A 17,430-nucleotide genomic window follows, 5' to 3' on the forward strand; every position below is an offset into this window, starting at 1 on the left:
TTAAGTTTCTGATCTTCAGCAAATTACCATGTCGCCGATTCGCCAAACCTGTGCCGCAAACCCCCATCCAGTTGCGGCGCCAGCCATCACAATGTTGTCGCCTTTTTGAATGCGACCCTGCTTTAATGACTGGTGGAGAGTGTATGGAATAGAGGCCGACACCATGACGCCCGCTTTGTACATGGTGGTGAGGTATTTTTCCTCGGGGCAGTCAACTCCGGTTGCCCATGCGTGGACGAGCAGGGGGGAGGGTTGGTGGAATACGAACTCACCGATATCGCTGCTTTGCAGACCCGCTTTCTTCAGGGCTCGGTGCACTGCGATCGGTACGTTTTGCGGAACAAATTCCTGCATCTGCTTCTGGCCGTCTTCATCCAGGCTGAAGTAGAGTTTGGTTCTATGGCTTTCACTGTCACCGGAAGGTGCACGCCATTTTCCGGTGGCGATCGAGTAATGCGTGGCGTTGCTATGTTGTGCGCTGGCCAGTAATTCACCTTCATCTGTGCTGGCGGTGAGCAGGGCCGCCGCGCATCCATCCGAGAATATCGTGGAGCTTCGGTCGGTGTAATCCATCATGTTGGAGATGTATTCACAGCAAAGTACAACGGCGTTTCGAACCTTTCCCTGTTCGATATACGAGGCGGCCAGTTTTTGCCCCAGTAGAAAGCTCGCACACTCCATCTGAATATCGAAGTGCATGGCATTGATCAGTCCCGCCTCCTCGCGCAAGACCCGGCTTAACCTGGGGTAGAGCCGAGGCTGATTGGTACCTTTTACGCTGCCAATATTGGTCAGAACCGGGCAGGATGCAGCGCAGATAACGAGGTCAACATCTGCCGGCTTCAAACTATTGGCCTTTAGAAGGCGGTCGAGCACCGTAAGAGAAACGCGCAATTCATCTTCACCGAGGTCAGGACTAAAGTAACCCCGCTCGTCGATTCCCCAGAAACGCCACCACCGCTGTGACATTTCTGGCAGGTGGCCAAATATCGGGTCCGTATTTTTAAACTTTCGGGCAGGCAGCTGACTCGTGATTGATGCAATTTTCGCTTTGATCATGCTTTTTCTCCTTCCACGGTCACAGTCACGAAGTCAATCGCGGATGCGAATGGATCAAAAGAGTAAACGCCGATTTTTCCCGCGGCTCTGGGTTGGCTGCTTTTCACCCACTGAAAGAGCGTGAATGGTCCAGCATTCAGTTGATCTTCTGTCTTCTCATTAAGCCAGGACTCGACAACCGGAGTATCGTAGGCCGCTGAGTTCCGCGCGTGTGCTGCGGCACAAGTTGCTGCGATGTCACTATAGAGTTCGGGCTGAAAGGTAAGGTTGAAGCGACCTTTCCTGTCGTCCGCCGACTTGATGTCCGTATTAAGGTCAATGCTCAGGGGGGCGATCGCCTTTTCGAGCGCGTAGGTTGCGGTAGCCTGTGCGGGATCCGCTTCGAGTAACGCTACAGCGACACCGTCAGAGCTGATAAAACCGCTTCTCTGGTCTTGCTCAAAAGACTGGTTCTGGTCGTATCGGATCAGCAGAATGTTGCGGTACGACTCGGCAATAGCGAGGGTGTTGATGATTGACAGTGCTTTTGCCAGGCTGGACTCCATCAGGTCAAACACGAACGCCTTGCTCGCACCGATCGCGCCCTGAAAGGGATGGCCGATCTTCGGGCCCATGATGCTGGTGTCGTGCACCAGATGATCAGGAGCCAGCGAGAGCGAAACAATCAGATCGATCTCTTCAGGATTAATCTGGTGATTTTCCAGCAGCCCGATCGCCATTGGTTTCAGGTAGTCGATACCTACCGTTCCGTTTTCGAACTTTGCGTAGCGAATCGAATAACGTTCCTGAGCGTAAGTAGGCTTCTCACTCACGACAGTTTCAGGCAGATAGCAATCAGCATCGATTATGCGCATATCGGAGCCTCCACAGGATCGTTCTGCTGGGTTGCCATTCTGGTCATTTCCTTTCGAACCACTTTCCCGTTGTCATTCCGGGGTAGGCTTTCGAGATACAGGACTCTTACCGGATGCATGTAAGAATCGAAGCGGTCCTGTATGAAGGCAAGCACTGTTTCTGTCGTTACCGAGTGTTGATCGGCGACCAGAAAAAGTACCGGTTGGACGGGGGCGGCGCCGTGGGCGGATGGGATAACGGCACATTCGAGAATCGAGGGGAATTCTTCAAGTAGACTATGCTCAATAAGGGCGGGGGTAACCCATCGCCCATTTACCTTGAACATGTCGTCTTCGCGGCCGCGATAGTAATAGTAGCCGTCGGCGTCCATTACGAAATTATCGCCAGTTCTGTACCAGCCCTGGTCGAACTTCTCGGATGTTTTCTCCGGTTGGCCAAAGTAGCCCGAACTGACGCTGCCGCCTTTTACCAGTAGCACGCCCTGCGTGCCGGTGTTGACTATTTCATCGCCGCTCTCGTCGACAAGCATACATTGGTAGCCCGGTAGCACCTGGCCGGTGGCCCCGGGGCGAGACCTTCCAAGGCGGTTTGCGAGAAAAATGTGCCCAACTTCGGTTGCGCCGATTCCATCGCAGATTTCAATACCCTGACTGATCCAGTACCGATACTCCGCCTCTGGAAGAGGTGCGCCTGCGGATACGGCTTTGCTGACGCTCTTTGCGATCAGACCTGCCTGGCTCTCTAGCGCGCTGTAGATGGCGGGAACCGCGAAGAGTACAGAGGGCTTGTATTGAGCGATATTGGCGATTATTCCCTTCGGCGTAGGCCATGCATCATCCAGAATCGCCGTGCAACCAGCGTATATGGGGAAGAACAGAGAGTTCCCCATACCGTAACCAAAGAACATTTTGGGCGCGGAATAGCAGATATCACCGGCATGGAGTGCGAGCAGGTTCTCTGCCACCGCCTTGCAGAACGCCATAGTGCCCGATGTGGAATGCATGACCCCTTTCGGGGTTCCGGTAGATCCCGAAGTATATTGGAGGTAGCAAACCTCATTGTTGGGAACTCTGTGAAAGTCGTTCCATTCTGGATTTCCGCACGCGAAGCCAAATTGCTCAGGGGACAGCTGTGTCCCTCCCGGCGCGGCCTCTTCAAAAATGATGATCTCGATATCAGACCAGTGAGGCAGTGTATGGGCTTTTTCAAAGGAAGTAACAATGAACGCCGGGGTCTTCTGGCTGATCATTTCTTCGACGGTTTCATTGCGAATTTTCGGGTTGATAATTGCCGGTATACCGCCCACGGCAATGACTGCCAGAAACATCTGTGCGAGAGAGGGCGAGTCGTTAAGCATTATCAGGATGTGATCGCCCGGGTTGATTGCACTCTGCAGCTCGCTGGCAAGTGCTCTGACCGATGCCGAAAAGTGCTTTCGCCGGATCTGATCTTCTTTGTACAGATACAGCGTATCTGCCGATTCGTGGTGCTTATTCGAAAGAAGTAATTCAGCGAGGTTCTCACGGTAGCAGGGGATGGCACTCATACTGCGGCCACCTCCGCAGCAATGTCGCGCTTCTGGGTCAATTCTTCGAGCAGTGCCGAGCACCACTGGGTAATCCGCTGTTCGGTTTTCTCAGGCTGGCAGTCCTCATCCAGGGCCAGGCCCACGAAGTGTGATCCATCTTCGGTCAGCGCTTTGGAGGCTTCAAATTCGTAGCCCTGGTTTGGCCACCGACCGACAATATTCGCGCCTTTTTCCACACACAGGTCGTGCAAGATGCCCATGGCATCCAGATACCACTCTGGATATCCGTACTGATCGCCAAGTCCAAACAGGGCGACCGTTGTACCAGAAAGATTTGTTTCTTCGAGTTCGGACCAGAGCTCTTCCCAGTCGGACTGCAGGTGACCGTAGTCCCAGGTTGGAATGCCGAATATCACCAGGTCGCAGGTTTCGAGGTCGGAAAAACCAGCTTCGGAAATTGTGTTCAGTTCGGCAAGGTCATCCCCAAAGAATTCCTGCACCTGTCTGGCGGCAACTTCGGTATTGCCGGATGTGGAGTCAAAATAAATTCCAATTTTCACAATAAAACCATCCGTTGGTAATTCGTAAGCCTGAGGCCACGGCATTGCGGGAAGCAGTGTCGCTTCCAGCGCAAGTGGTACCGGAGCCAGTTGGGCTATCTGTGTCGATTGATCTGCGGTGTACGCTAGCGAAGTTTTGTTACATAAAAATTCTTAATGTAAAAAAATATTCTCAATCAAAATTTTTTGGTGGGAAAAATTGCTGCGGTAGCAAGGCGGCGCATTTCAGCAGGAAAATTTTTTTTCGTCAACGCGCAATTTGTTTCTCAGTAGTGTGCCTCGGTGTAATTTTAATTTTTTCACCGAAGGGGTTTCGCAGTATTCATCCTGCCGTTGAATTTCGCGATGTAACCGTGTTTGTACGATCGTATTTGTTGCGAAGGTATTATTGCGGGCAAGTGAAATATTTTTGCTTTTGCTTTGGGTTTTTCGATGTTATTTCTGTTTTTTTCCGGTTGTGCGGGATCGGGATAATCCTGGAACACCTGTACATGCTTTTTATCTGGCACATTCGTGTGAATTGGGTGGCCTTTTAATAAAGGCGCGTAATTAGTTATTTTCTTGCGGAAATTTAATGGTACAAGAGTTCATGTTGATACATATTTTCAGCGTGGAGCGATTTTCGTACGGGAACAGCGGAAGATAGCTAAGAGCGGGGGAGTAGCAGGAGGGGAGCAGTGAGCGTGAAAGCCGGCGGGGGGAAGGGTTATTCCTGTTTTGGCATATCTTTGAAGTACTGCTTGTAAATCGCATCGCCATTACTGACCAGTGGAATCTGAGAGAGATATTTCAACCCGGTAATCTTTGCATAATTCAACCGCTGCCCCGGCAGGTGCGCAAATACCCCGAACATCTTTGAATAGGATTTTATCGCGCGGACTCGTTTGTGCCTCCGCTTAATGTACGAATGTATCAATTCACGAGTGAGAGTGGGCGGGGGGTTGGATTGAACCAGTTGTACGAGTACTGCCGCATCTTCAAAAGCGAGAGAGGCTCCCATACCCAGATTAGGTGTTACTGCGTGTGCGGCGTCGCCTATCTGTAAGAATCCGCTATCGTTTGTCCAGCGGACCGCGTTCTCCGATATCTGATCAAAGCGGACTTTTGTATCAGCGTTGATCCCGTTGCGGACAAATGCCCCGGGCTTACCAAAACGGTGCAGTATCTGCTGGATGTCTTCATTACGGTACTTTGACTCGCGTGCGAATGCACACGGTTGTGAAGTCAGAAATATATAGGAGCAGCTCTGCGACACAGGAAAGATCCCCAGTCGGAATTTTCCATTATGTATTTCGTACGCTCGTTCCTGATCGAGCACGCCATCAATCAGCCAGCGCCAGACTCCCTGTGTTGTGGCTTTGTTGTTTTCTGCAGTGGCTTCAAAACCGTGAATGCCGTCGCTAAAGAGGACGTTGCGTGCTCTGACGACCTCGCCGGAGGAAAGTGCCAGGTGCGTCTCGTTCTCGCTGTGCCGGGTAGCGGTGATCAGTTGGCGTTCTGGCAGGCAGTACTGTTTGTTGACATGACGATAAAGTAATTGATGCAGGGTGGCGCGCAACGTCGAAGCCACTGGATAGCCTTCATAGCCCATCTCTTGTGCGGCGATGTACGGGTTTCCGGGGGTCCCAAAGACCATCTCGCTGAGAGGAATGTAGCCATCCAGATGGCGGTAGTCTATGCCCAGCTGGTGCAGTGCGTGCAATCCGGATGGATGCAGGACTATTCCCATCCCCTCGGCAACAGGCAGTTGTCGCTGTTCGATCAGGCGGTAGTCCCGACCGGCGGCCTCCAATCCACAGGCCGTAGCCAGTCCTGCCAGGCCGCCGCCAATGATCGCTATATCCGTTTTCATGGTGTGAGCCTCGCTTTCCCTGGCGTTGTCAACTGGGCCGTTACTGCCGCTTCGTCCCGCGGATGAAATCGTATGGATTGTGCCAGTAGAACCCGTGGCCCTCCAGCCGTCTGTCTAATCTTCTATCTATATGGGTACGCGCGGTCTGCACGGTCAGTATAAGTCGATAGGAAATAGAGGGCACCTTATCTACAATACGCACCTTTGGTATTCCCCTCTATTAGTCGAGCTTCCTCTGTGACCCAATCTGACTCCAATCACCCCCGTGACTTCCAGTCGCTTCCTCTTCAAAAGCCGCTACTGAAAAACCTTCAGGATCTGGGCTACGAACAGCTGACCGAAATTCAGGCGATGGCGCTGCCGGCCATTGTGGCGGGCCGGGACGTGATCGGGCAGGCCAAGACCGGGTCGGGGAAGACGGTGGCGTTTGGCCTGGGATTGTTGCACAAATTGAACGTAGAGCAGTTTCGTGTGCAGTCGCTGGTGCTATGCCCCACCCGTGAGCTGGCAGATCAAGTGGCGCGGGAGCTGCGGAAGCTGGCGCGGGCCATTCACAACATCAAAATTCTGACCCTGTGCGGTGGTATGCCATTTGGGCCTCAGATCGGATCTCTCAAGCATGGCGCGCATATCGTCGTGGGTACCCCGGGGCGTATTGAAGATCACCTGCGTAAGGGTAATCTCGATCTGAAGCATGTGGAGACCCTGGTGTTGGATGAAGCGGACCGGATGCTCGATATGGGCTTCCAGGCAGTGCTGGACCAGATACTCGCAGAATTGCCGAAGGCGCGGCAGACGCTGCTGTTTTCTGCGACCTACCCGAAAACCATCGACGCATTGGCCTCCCGCGTGCTTAGCACCCCGTTAAAAGTGGAGGTGGCAGCGTCGCACACCCAAAACACGATTGAGCAGCAGTACTATCGGGTGGAAAACAATGAGGCGCGACCGGGGGCACTGTATCAGTTGCTCGCCAGCTATGATGCTTCATCAGCACTGGTATTCTGCAACACCAAAAAGGAGACCGAAGAAGCCGCGCAAGCGCTGAAACGTGCGGGCTTTGCGGCGCTGGCACTGCATGGTGATATGGAGCAGAAAGACCGTGATCGTACGCTGGCACTGTTTGCCAACGGCAGTGCTTCTGTGCTCGTGGCTACGGATGTGGCAGCGCGGGGGCTGGATATCGAAGAGCTGCCAGTGGTGGTGAATTATCACCTGTCGCGGGATCCAGAAGTGCATGTGCACCGTGTGGGTCGTACCGGGCGGGCAGGACAGAAGGGCGTGGCGCTCTCACTGGTGAGTAAGAAAGAGATCTACAAGCTGGAGCGCCTGGAAGCACTGATTCAGCAGAAAATCGCTCTACGGGAAGTGCCGGAACCGGATTCCGGCTTTGTGCCGACGCGCCCACTGATGTCTACATTGCAGATCGATGGTGGGAAAAAGCAGAAAGTCCGCGCGGGCGATGTAGTTGGCGCGCTCACCGGCGAGGGCGGAATTGACGGGGCGATGATCGGGAAGATCCAGCTGTTCGATTTTTCTACTTTTGTCGCGGTGCAGCGTCCCGTCGCGAAAAAGGCGCTGGGAAAATTATCCAGCGGAAAGATCAAGGGACGAAAGTTTCGCGCGCGTATTGTGGGCGTCTGATAGCCGGCAATACTAGTGGTCCATGCGGAAAATTCGGGTTCCCTATTGCGCCCCGTGCGGGCAGCAATAGGGAGGCGGATGCGAGTCAGAAGCGCAGGCGTATTCCCAGTGCGCCATCCACGTCGAAGCCCTCGTAGTAATCCACATCGCTGAACCCGTAGTGTGGCACCGCCTGAATGTAGGCTTCCAGGCTGGGGGCAATACCAAAGCTCAAACCTACGGGCAGGCGCACTCCAGTCTGGTAGTAGTCGCCATTGCCGTCGCCGTCTCGATAAAAGCCTCCGGCATCAATGTAGGCGTGTACTGTTCCCAGGTTATTGGTGAAGTTCTGCAGGCGCATATCGACGGCGATGGCATCGCTGTTGAAGAAAATCGAGGTTCCGCGTAACTGCGCGGTCACGCCCAGCCCCAGGTCGTGGGCGACCCCAAGCCCGACGCCAGTCCTATTGGCTGCCATAGACGGCGTCGCCAGGACAGCGAGCATGAGGGGTAGGGCGATCCTGATCAGGGTTTTCGAAAACTTCATGAGTACCTCATTGGTGGGGTAGATGAGGGGCGCGAGTATAGATTGGCCGCCCGGCGGTGCTTTGCGGTACTTCACAGTTGCGTGAAGGCCGGCTACTTGCTGCATTCTGGCAAGACGCAGCGGGTCAAAATCGGGATAATGCCGCGGTTTGCTCACTCCTATTCAGTTATCAATCCGGTAGTTTCCATGGAAATCAGCGTCAACTTCCTCGAAAACCTGCGTCTTGAAGCCAAGTTCGACGACTTTACCGTCATTACGGACCAGCCCATCCGCTACAAGGGCGATGGTTCGGCTCCCAGCCCGTTTGACTACTTTCTGGCTTCCTCTGCGCTCTGTGCGGCTTATTTTGTGCGGGTTTACTGTCTGGCGAGAGATATCCCTACGGAGAATATCCGCCTGTCGCAGAACAATATCGTGGACCCGGAAAATCGCTATAACCAGATCTTCAAGATCCAGGTGGAGCTGCCGGAGGATATTTCCGAGAAAGACCGGCAGGGCATTCTGCGCTCCATTGACCGCTGTACCGTAAAGAAGGTGATCCAGACCGGACCGGATTTCCAGATCGAGACGGTGGAAAACCTGGCGGAAGATGCGCAGGCGCTGCTGATGGTGGAGCCGGATGCGGAGCACCAGACCTTTATCGAAGGTAAGGATCTGCCACTGGAGCAGACCATTGCCAATATGACCAAGATCCTTGCCGATCTCGGTATGAAGATCGAGATCGCCTCCTGGCGCAACATCGTACCGCACGTGTGGTCCCTGCATATCCGTGATGCGACCTCCCCCATGTGCTTTACCAACGGGAAGGGGGCAACAAAAGAAAGTGCCCTATGCTCTGCGCTGGGCGAATTTATCGAGCGACTGAGCTGCAACTTCTTCTACAACGACCAGTTTTTCGGCGAGGAGATCGCCAACGCCGGGTTTGTGCACTACCCGAATGAAAAATGGTTTCCCTTAGAGGACGATGATGCGCTGCCGGAGGGAATACTCGATGACTACACCCGCGCAATTTATGACCCGGAAGAGGAGTTGGGTGGCTCCAACCTGATTGATACCAATTCCGGTCGCGCTGATCGCGGTATCTGCTCTCTACCGTTTGTACGCCAGTCTGATGGGGAAACCGTCTATTTCCCCTCCAACCTGATCGAGAACCTGTTTCTCAGCAATGGGATGAGTGCCGGCAATACCCTGGCGGAAGCCCAGGTCCAGTGCCTGTCGGAAATCTTCGAGCGGGCGGTGAAAAAACAGATTCTCGAGCAGGAAATTGCTCTGCCGGACGTGCCGAAAGCGATACTGCAGAAGTATCCGGATATTCTCGAGGGTATCGAAGAGCTGGAAAAGCAGGGCTTTCCGATTCTGGTGAAAGATGCGTCGCTTGGGGGGCAATTTCCGGTGATGTGCGTGACCCTGATGAACCCGCGCACCGGCGGTGTGTTCGCATCCTTCGGCGCGCATCCCAGCCTGCATGTGGCGTTGGAGCGCAGCCTGACCGAACTGATGCAAGGGCGCAGTTTTGAGGGGTTGAACGATGTACCTCCGCCCACCTTCAATAGCCTCGAATTGACCGAGCCGCATAATTTTGTCGAGCACTTTATCGATTCTACCGGGGTGGTTTCCTGGCGATTCTTTAGTGCCAAATCCGACTATGAATTTGTCGAATGGGACTTCTCCGGCAACCACGCTGATACCAATCAGACCGAGGCGGAGCGCCTGTTCGCGATTCTGGAAGAGATGGGCAAAGAGGTCTACCTCGCCACTTATGATGACCTGGGCGCTTCGGCCTGCCGTATTCTGGTGCCGGGCTATTCGGAAGTGTACCCGGTGGAGGACTTGATCTGGGACAACACCAACAAGGCGCTGGATTACCGCGAACATATTCTCAATCTGCACCGTCTGGATGACGAAGCCCTGGCGGATCTGGTGGAGCGGCTGGAAGAAAGCCAGATCGATAATTATGAAACCATCATCACCCTGATTGGTGTGGAGTTTGATGAGAACACGGTATGGGGTCAGCTTACGGTGTTGGAACTGAAGATACTGATCTACCTCGCGCTGGGGCGCCATGAAGAAGCGTTAGAGCTAGTGGAGGCCTTCCTGCAGTACAACGACAATACCGTGGAGCGTGGGCTGTTCTATCGCGCGGTGCAGGCGGTGCTGGAGATTGAGCTGGACGAGGATCTGGCGCTGCAAGATTACCGCTATAACCTGGAGCGGATGTTTGGGACGGCGACCATGGATGCGGTGGTGGGGTCGGTGGATGGCAGTGTGCGTTTCCACGGTCTCACGCCGACGAACATGCAGCTGGAGGGCCTGGATAAGCATCTGCGTTTGATTGAGAGTTATAAAAAGCTGCACACGGCCCGGGCGGCCAGTGCTAAAGCCTGACCAGACGGGTTACCGCGCGGTGGGCCTGGATTCCGGCATGCACCGGAATGACGGGTGCGCAATTTTGGCGTTCCGTCACCCCCGCGAAGGCGGGGGGCCAGGTACATCGTAGGTATGAGTCAGGAGGTTGTGAATTTATTGGGTTAGTTTAGGCTCGCCGAATCTTGCGACGGCTCTGCCGTATCATTTCTCTTCACATACCCATCCTCATCCAGCTCCACAATCGGCATACCCAGTTCCGCGATACTCTCACGGATATTGGCGGCATCGCCAACCACAACGATCGCCATATTCTCCGGATCCAGTAGACCGGTGATGACCTTGTTCAGGGTCTTGCGGTCGGTCTCTTTCAGCATGGCACCCTGCTGGGAGCGGTAGTCCAGTGGCAGGTCATAGCGCAGGATATTGTTGAGCAGGCTAAGCTTGTCACCGGGCGTTTCGTATTTGCGGGCTTCCTGCTGGCCGATGGCGGAGCGCAGGTAATTGAACTCGCTTTCGGTCATGCCCTCACTGTCGTACTTTGCGAACTCTTCAAGCACTTCGTTCAGTGCATCGGCGGTTGCGTCTTTTTTCACCTCTGAGCTCATCATGTACTGGCCTTCCTGCGGTTCGCCGATCAGGTAAGAGCGGGCCCCGTAGGTATAGCCTTTGTCTTCACGCAGGTTGAGGTTGATGCGGCTGTTGAAGTTGCCACCCAGTGGGAAGTTGCCCAGGTAGGCGAGGTAGTAATCGCCGAGGGCATCGTAAGGTACGCCGTGTTGGGCGACACGCAGGCTGGACTGGGCGGCCCCTTCCTTGTTCACCAGATAAACGGTGCGGCCTTCAATTACCGGTTTTTGCAGGGCGATGGTCGGGCGTACCGCTTCTGCGGTTTTCAGTCTCGCCAGTTCACTCAGAGACTTCACAATCTTCTCGTGGGGCAGGCTGGTGCTGACGGTCACACCACTCAAATGCGCGGGGAAGTGCGCCTGGTAGTACTGCTTGACGTCGTCGAGGGAGATCTGCTCAACGGTGCCCGGCAGGCCGGCACTGGGGTAGCTGAGGGGGTGTTCGGTACCACGCATTACTGCCCCGACCGCGCGGGTCGCGAGCCCCTGCGGTGTTTTGCGGGCCTGCTGCAGGCCTTCGATGGTCTGCTGCTTAATGCGTGCGAAGTCCGTTTCGGTAAATGCCGGTTTCAGCATGCGCTCCATCATCAGCGGTACCGCCGCATCCAGGTGTTTGGCGAGCACATTCAGCGTGACGGTGGTTTCGTACTGACCGCTGTTGACGCTGACACTGGCACCCAGGCGTTTCAGCGCTTCGGTGAACGCCGCCGCGCTGCGTTCTGTGGTCGCTTCACTCATTAGTGCAGTCATCAGGGCCGTCAGGCCGGCTTTACCGCGGGGTTCGTCCCGTTGGCCGAAGTCAAACACGGCACGCACAGTGACTGTGGGTGTTTCGTCATTTTTCACTGCCAGCAGACGCACGCCGTTTTCCAGCTTTCCGTCCTGAATCTCGGGCAGTTCCACTTGCGGGTTTACCCCGGGAGTGGGCTGTACACTGCGGTCGAAGGTATCCTTTACTGGACGCAGGGCGAGGGCTTCGTCCTCGTCACTGTAGGTTTCCGGAATAGTGCGCTTCCACTCATGGCTCTGCTCTGCCGCGGCCAGTTCCGGTTTGCCATTGGGCACAATGCTGAGCAGTACCGCCGGCTGCTCGGCGATGTACTGGTCGAAGACCCGGGTAACGTCGTCAGTGGCGACGGACAGGTAGGCGTTGATCTCTTTGTCGATACCCTTGGGGCTACCGGTGAAAGTTTCGAAGGCGGCGAGAGTGGATACTTTGCCGGAGACGGATTGCAGGCCGAACACGCGGCCAGATTCGTAACCGGCCTTGAATTTGACAAGGTCATCCTCGGTCACGCCGCGACTGGCGAATTCGGTGAGGGTATCGCGCACCGCCTGTTCCATTTCCGCCAGGGTTTCGCCGGAGGCAGGGTTCTGGATGACGATAAACCACATCTCACAGGCCAGTTCCTTGCAGGAATGGCTGACACTCGCGGAGACGGCGCGACCGGTTTGTACCAGGCGCTGATACAGCATGGAATCCTGGCCCTGACCGAGAATCGCGGCGGCGGCATCCAGTGCCGGCTCGTCCTCATGGCCGTAGTAAACCGTAGGTACCATCATCGCCAGAGCGGGAAGATGGATATTGTCTTCCAGGGTGACGTAGCGGTCCGCGTCGAGTTTGGCCGGTTGTTTCGGCAGGTTTTCCACTTCCGGGCCGGCGGGGATGGGGCCGAAGTACTTGGCCACCCATTCCAGGGTTTTGGCTTTGTCCACGTCACCACCGATGGTGAGCACGGCGTTATTGGGACCATACCAGCGCAGGAAGAAGCGTTTCAGGTCGTTGAGGTCGGCGCGATCGAGATCCTCCATCCAGCCGATCACCGGCCAGGAGTAGGGGTGACCATCCGGGTAGGTGGTGGCATACATGGTTTCCAGGGCGCGGCCGTAAGGGCGGTTGTCCACCCGTTGACCACGCTCGTTCTTTACCGTTGCGCGCTGGACTTCAAACTTTTCCTGTGTGACCGCGTCGAGGAATACTCCCATGCGGTCGGATTCAAGCCAGAGTACCGTCTCCAGTTGATTGGCGGGTACTGTCTGGTAGTAATTGGTACGGTCTGTGTTGGTGGTGCCATTCATGCTGCCACCGGCTTCAGTGATGATGCGGAAGTGTTCCTCGTCCGCCACATTGACCGAGCCCTGGAACATCATGTGCTCGAAAAAGTGGGCGAAGCCGGAGCGGCCGGGATCTTCCCGGTTGGAGCCTACATGGTAGGTGACGTCTACGTGCACCAGAGGGTCTGAATGGTCTTCGTGCAAGACTATCGTCAAACCGTTGTCGAGTTTGTATTTGCTGTACGGGATGGCGATCTCGGCACCATCGCCATCAAAGGTTTCCACCAGGGTAATACCGGCGGGCAAGCTGGCCTGTTGAGCCGACTCCGGAGAAGCTTCGCTGGTGGCGGAGGTCTGCGGGGATACAGGATCGGTGCCCTTGCTGCAGGCTACCAGAAGTGCGGATGCGAAAATCAGTGCGATTTTTGTGCGATGCATGATGGTAGGAGACCTTTTTATTTTCAGAATCTCCGATCCTAGCACAGCCGGCGGAATGTGCCCGACCGATACCGGTGTAACCCCGGTGTCCCCGGTTGCGTGACGCGCTATTCTTCAGTTGGAACGCAACAAAAGGGGCACTACCGGTCGGTAGTACCCCTTTTGCGTGGCGGTGGGCATGGAAGCGGTATGGCGCCTCACAACATGCCTGATTGCTGAATTAGAATTTGAACTCTGTGCCTACGCCTACGTAGCTGCGCGCATAATTATCTGCGGCAGTTTCATCGGTGTAGAAAGTAAATACCTTGGCAGCTTTGGACAGCTTGTAGTCCAGTCCAAGGCTGAATGTTTCGCCATCGGTCTTTACGATATCAGACTGGCCGTACTGTGCCTTCGCGGTCCAGTTATTGATTTTGTAAGCGACAGAGGTCATCCATCCGTCCTGCTTACTGTTGTCTGCTCTTTCCTGCTCTTCGTAAAGCCCGCCGACCTGCACATTACCAAAGTTGTACTGCGCAACCATACGCGCAACATTCCAGTCATTGGCCTCTACATCCATGTCATAGGCGTAGGCCAGGTAGACACCGTTGTTATCGTACGCAAATGCAACGGAAGTACCGTTGTCGCGGGTGTCGATCAGTGCGCCCTCGTCGTCCAGAATTTCTGCGTCCTTGTTGCTGATGTAAGCTGCCGCTACATGGAAGCCACCAAAGGATGGGGTGGTGTATTGCAGATTGTTGGATTCGCGGTTGTCGCTTTTGGTGATCAGGCTTTTAATATCGCCTTCCAGGTCGTTGAACAGATCTACTTTCTTCTGTGCAATCTTCAACGGCGTATCGAATTTACCGCCGATGACCTGGCCGAAGCCGCCTTCGAGCCCGGCAAAAATATTGCGTTGAGTGAAGGTGTCACCTTCGCCATCCATGTTGACCTGGTATTCCATTTTGTAGATGCCCTTGATACCACTGTCCAGGGGCAGCTCGCCTTTTACACCGAGGCGAGAGGCATTGCTTTTTACGTCGGTCGTTGCGCCGTCACCTTCGTCGTTGGACTGAAAGGACGCGTTGGCTTTACCGTAAAAGCCAAAGATTTCCGCGTTGGCGAAAGAGGGAAGTACTGCAACCAGCGCGAGCGACATGGCGGTCTTTTTCATGGGGGCTCTCGTAATGTTTGTTAAAAATGAACGCTGTGTGTTCTTGAGTTGCGCGCAGTTTGCTGCGGAAATGTTACAAACATGTGAAAGATGAAGATAAAGTGAATAAATTGTTACGCGGCCGCTTCAGCTCTGACAGGTGTGTCAGGTAAACCGGGCTGAGTGAGGGGCTTTTTCTCAGGGATAGAGGGTATGAGCAGGAGAGCTTGTATGGCGCATGGGTGGCGCGGGTATGCCAGTGATAGGGGCTAAGTCAGGCGGCCGCCCGAAAATATTGCCGGGCCTATGGATCTGTGCCGCAGGTATTGGGCAGGTGGCCTTCTGGCCTGTTTTACCGGGAAGCCGGGAAGTGGCCGGCACAATACTGCTGTGCCTGCTCGGCGCCACTTTGCTGTTGACCGTGACCGGTGTCTGGCGTCGCGCAGCGGGCTGCTGGGCCGGACTGTCTCTGTCGTTCCTCCTTGGTACCTTTTGGGCACTCTGGTGCAATCACCAGGCGCTGGAGCAGCGCCTTCCACCGCAGTTGCACGGCACTGATCACACTCTGGTGCTGGAAGTGGTGTCCTTGCCGCAAAGTGCACCGGCTGTCTCTTTTTTCGGCAGACCGTCACTGTCCGCCAACGGCTATCTCGACGCCCGTTTCCGCGCCCGTGTTATCGACGGGGCAGACGCCCGCTTTGTCGATCGCACGCTGCAGCTTGGTTGGTACCGCATGACCCCGGCGGAGGCCGAGCGCCTGCAGGCGGGCAGTCGCTGGCGGATGCGGGTGCGGGTGAAGGAACCGCGCGGCAGTATCAACCCTCACACCTTTGACTACGCGGCCTGGTTACTGGAGCAGGGGGTTTTTGCCACGGGGTATGTACGCGATCGCGATCTGCAGCCGGCGCTTATGGCGAGTGGCCATGGCATCGATCGCCTGCGGGAGGGCTTGCGTCGCCAGTTGAAGGCAGAGGTGTCGGGGCAGCCGCGGTATCCTCAGGCACCGCTGCTGAGCGCACTGCTTCTCGGCGACCGTGGTGGTATCTCGGAGAAAACGCGCAGGCTGCTGCAGAGCACCGGAACGGCACATCTTCTGGCGATTTCCGGGCTGCATGTGGGGATGGTTGCCGGCTGCTTCTTTGTGCTGGGCGGTATATTCGGACGTTCCGTGGGGGTATTCGGCGGGCGGTGGTCCGGAAACCCGCTGTATCTGGCCGGCGCTGCGGGTGCGCTCGGGGCGCTGTCCTACACCCTGATCAGCGGTGCCCCCCTGTCTGCCCAGCGGGCACTGTTGATGTCGCTGGTCGCGCTGGCGGCTGTGGTGCTGCGGCGGCGGTTCGATGGGCAGCTGGGGTTGGCTCTTGCGCTCTGTGGCATCCTGTTCTGGCAGCCCCTGGCGGTATTGAATGCGGGGTTCTGGCTGTCGTTTGTCGCCGTCGCCGCCCTGTTGTTGCGTTTTCAGGGGCGGGTAGGGGCTGCGGCGGTGGATGAGGTCGCGGCGCCAGTGGGGGGCTGGTTGTTAAACGCGGTGCGCAGCCAGTGGGCCATTATGATCGGTTTGCTGGTCCCCTCAGTGCTGATTTTTCACGGCGTAAGCCTCACCGGACTCGCCGTGAACCTGATCGCGATTCCGTGGGTCGGGTTGACCATTTTGCCGCTGATACTATTGGGTGCGCTGTGCCCGTTCGCGCCCCTGACGAGTAGCCTGTGGACCCTTGCAGATCTGCAGCTGGGCTGGCTGCTGCGCTTTCTCGAAACCACCAATCAGTTGGCACCCGGTTGGCATGGGCTGCCGGTGCCCGGGGGCTGGGTACTGTTGTTGCTCGCGTTTGCCGGGCTGCTGCTGATCATGCCCCGGGGTATCCCCGGGCGAGGGTTGGGCTGGCTGCTGGTTCCGGTGGTTGCGCTGGGAGGCACTGGCTGGCAGCGGCCGCTGCCAGATTCGTTTGAGCTGACCGTTCTGGATGTAGGGCAGGGGTTGGCGGTATCGATGACCACGGCCGAGCGCACCCTCATCTTCGATACCGGCGCGAGTACCGCCAGTGGCTGGAGTGCGGGGGGGAGCATTGTCGCTCCTTACCTTCAGGCGCAGGGGCGCCAGCTGGTGGATGCAGTGATTGTCAGCCACGGGGACCGGGATCATGCCGGTGGACTGCGCGGGGTGCTGGAACAGTTATCGGTGGTGAACCTGGTGGCGCCCGGTCACCTTGCAAAGCGTCTGTCGACCCACATAGATTCCCACCAGTGTGTCGCCGGGCGCGTCGCCAGCTACGGCGACCTCTCCATCCGCTGGTTGTGGCCGCGCTCCACGGCAGTGAATGGCGAGGAAAATGATCACAGTTGCGTGGGCCTGTTGCAGTGGAATCAGGTGCGTATCCTACTGACGGGGGATATTCCCGGTCAGGTGGAAGCACAATTGGCTGAAATGTACCCGCACATGGCGCCCGTCGATGTGCTGCTCGCCCCCCACCACGGCTCGCGTACATCGTCTTCTGCCGCGCTGGTGGCATGGGCGCAGCCGGCCCGTGTCGTGTTCAGTGCCGGCTACAGGCACCGCTTTGGCCATCCGCACCCGGAGGTGTCTGCCAGATACCGGGACGCGGGCGCGACCCTGTTCAACACTGCGGATGATGGGGCCATTCAGTTTCGCTGGGAGGGGGGTGGCGCGCCGGAAATCGCGCGCGCGCGTGATGGCGGCCGCTTTTGGTATCGGCATCACAGCAACAAAAAAGATAACAATCAGGCACTTAGCCGTCGCCCAGAGCTGTGGTAGAGTTTGGCGCTGTGGTGC

At 56.1% G+C, this 17,430-nt stretch carries 11 protein-coding genes; 3 read left to right on the top strand and 8 right to left on the bottom strand.

Annotated features, from left to right (window positions below):
- Positions 1–15: 15 nt before the first annotated feature.
- The 5 genes from LRR79_RS11020 to LRR79_RS11040 all read right to left on the bottom strand — a co-directional run bounded on the left by LRR79_RS11020 (position 16) and on the right by LRR79_RS11040 (position 5,854).
- Positions 16–1,059: a 3-oxoacyl-ACP synthase III family protein gene (locus tag LRR79_RS11020; RefSeq protein ID WP_231757257.1), complete on the bottom strand. Its 1,044-nt coding sequence runs from the start codon at positions 1,057–1,059 to the stop codon at positions 16–18.
- Positions 1,056–1,913 carry a hypothetical protein gene (locus tag LRR79_RS11025; protein WP_231757258.1) on the bottom strand — a complete coding sequence of 286 codons (858 nt, stop codon included), beginning with the start codon at positions 1,911–1,913 and terminating at the stop codon, positions 1,056–1,058. Before LRR79_RS11025 ends, LRR79_RS11020 begins: the two co-directional genes overlap by 4 nt.
- Complete coding sequence (locus tag LRR79_RS11030) at positions 1,904–3,460, bottom strand: AMP-binding protein (protein ID WP_231757259.1); 1,557 nt, start codon at positions 3,458–3,460, stop codon at positions 1,904–1,906. The genes LRR79_RS11025 and LRR79_RS11030 overlap by 10 nt, the downstream gene beginning before the upstream one ends.
- Positions 3,457–4,002 (bottom strand): flavodoxin FldB, encoded by a 546-nt coding sequence (gene fldB, locus LRR79_RS11035; protein WP_231757260.1) that lies wholly within the window; start codon positions 4,000–4,002, stop codon positions 3,457–3,459. Before fldB ends, LRR79_RS11030 begins: the two co-directional genes overlap by 4 nt.
- 706 nt (positions 4,003–4,708) lie before the next feature.
- Positions 4,709–5,854, bottom strand: a complete 1,146-nt coding sequence (locus LRR79_RS11040) for an FAD-dependent oxidoreductase (RefSeq protein WP_231757261.1) — start codon at positions 5,852–5,854, stop codon at positions 4,709–4,711.
- Positions 5,855–6,091: 237 nt separating this feature from the next.
- Here LRR79_RS11040 and dbpA point away from each other — a divergent pair, with 237 nt between their 5' ends.
- Positions 6,092–7,495 (top strand): ATP-dependent RNA helicase DbpA, encoded by a 1,404-nt coding sequence (dbpA, locus tag LRR79_RS11045; protein WP_231757262.1) that lies wholly within the window; start codon positions 6,092–6,094, stop codon positions 7,493–7,495.
- 85 nt (positions 7,496–7,580) lie between these two features.
- On the opposite strand, the gene LRR79_RS11050 is transcribed toward dbpA, so the two are convergent.
- Positions 7,581–8,021: a hypothetical protein gene (locus LRR79_RS11050; protein WP_231757263.1), complete on the bottom strand. Its 441-nt coding sequence runs from the start codon at positions 8,019–8,021 to the stop codon at positions 7,581–7,583.
- 186 nt (positions 8,022–8,207) lie between these two features.
- Here LRR79_RS11050 and LRR79_RS11055 point away from each other — a divergent pair, with 186 nt between their 5' ends.
- Entirely contained in the window at positions 8,208–10,406 is a 2,199-nt protein-coding gene (locus LRR79_RS11055) for an OsmC domain/YcaO domain-containing protein (protein ID WP_231757264.1), read from the top strand.
- 143 nt (positions 10,407–10,549) lie between these two features.
- Here LRR79_RS11055 and LRR79_RS11060 read toward each other — a convergent pair whose 3' ends face one another.
- Both LRR79_RS11060 and LRR79_RS11065 read right to left on the bottom strand, forming a co-directional pair.
- On the bottom strand, positions 10,550–13,507 hold the full coding sequence (locus LRR79_RS11060; RefSeq protein ID WP_231757265.1) for a M16 family metallopeptidase: 2,958 nt from the start codon (positions 13,505–13,507) through the stop codon (positions 10,550–10,552).
- Between the two features lie 220 nt (positions 13,508–13,727).
- Complete coding sequence (locus LRR79_RS11065) at positions 13,728–14,660, bottom strand: porin (RefSeq protein ID WP_231757266.1); 933 nt, start codon at positions 14,658–14,660, stop codon at positions 13,728–13,730.
- Positions 14,661–15,009: 349 nt separating this feature from the next.
- Between LRR79_RS11065 and LRR79_RS11070 the strand changes: the two genes are divergently transcribed.
- Positions 15,010–17,412, top strand: a complete 2,403-nt coding sequence (locus LRR79_RS11070; protein WP_231757267.1) for a DNA internalization-related competence protein ComEC/Rec2 — start codon at positions 15,010–15,012, stop codon at positions 17,410–17,412.
- Positions 17,413–17,430 lie beyond the last annotated feature (18 nt).

The sequence above is a fragment of the Microbulbifer elongatus genome (assembly GCF_021165935.1).
Lineage (GTDB): Bacteria > Pseudomonadota > Gammaproteobacteria > Pseudomonadales > Cellvibrionaceae > Microbulbifer > Microbulbifer elongatus.

Coding starts and splice junctions, on each gene's coding strand:
- LRR79_RS11060 (WP_231757265.1), bottom strand. CDS start 13,507: ATGCATCGCACAAAAATCGCACTGATTTTCGCATCCGCACTTCTGGTA.
- LRR79_RS11030 (WP_231757259.1), bottom strand. CDS start 3,460: ATGAGTGCCATCCCCTGCTACCGTGAGAACCTCGCTGAATTACTTCTT.
- LRR79_RS11025 (WP_231757258.1), bottom strand. CDS start 1,913: ATGCGCATAATCGATGCTGATTGCTATCTGCCTGAAACTGTCGTGAGT.
- LRR79_RS11020 (WP_231757257.1), bottom strand. CDS start 1,059: ATGATCAAAGCGAAAATTGCATCAATCACGAGTCAGCTGCCTGCCCGA.
- LRR79_RS11065 (WP_231757266.1), bottom strand. CDS start 14,660: ATGAAAAAGACCGCCATGTCGCTCGCGCTGGTTGCAGTACTTCCCTCT.
- LRR79_RS11055 (WP_231757264.1), top strand. CDS start 8,208: ATGGAAATCAGCGTCAACTTCCTCGAAAACCTGCGTCTTGAAGCCAAG.
- LRR79_RS11050 (WP_231757263.1), bottom strand. CDS start 8,021: ATGAAGTTTTCGAAAACCCTGATCAGGATCGCCCTACCCCTCATGCTC.
- LRR79_RS11040 (WP_231757261.1), bottom strand. CDS start 5,854: ATGAAAACGGATATAGCGATCATTGGCGGCGGCCTGGCAGGACTGGCT.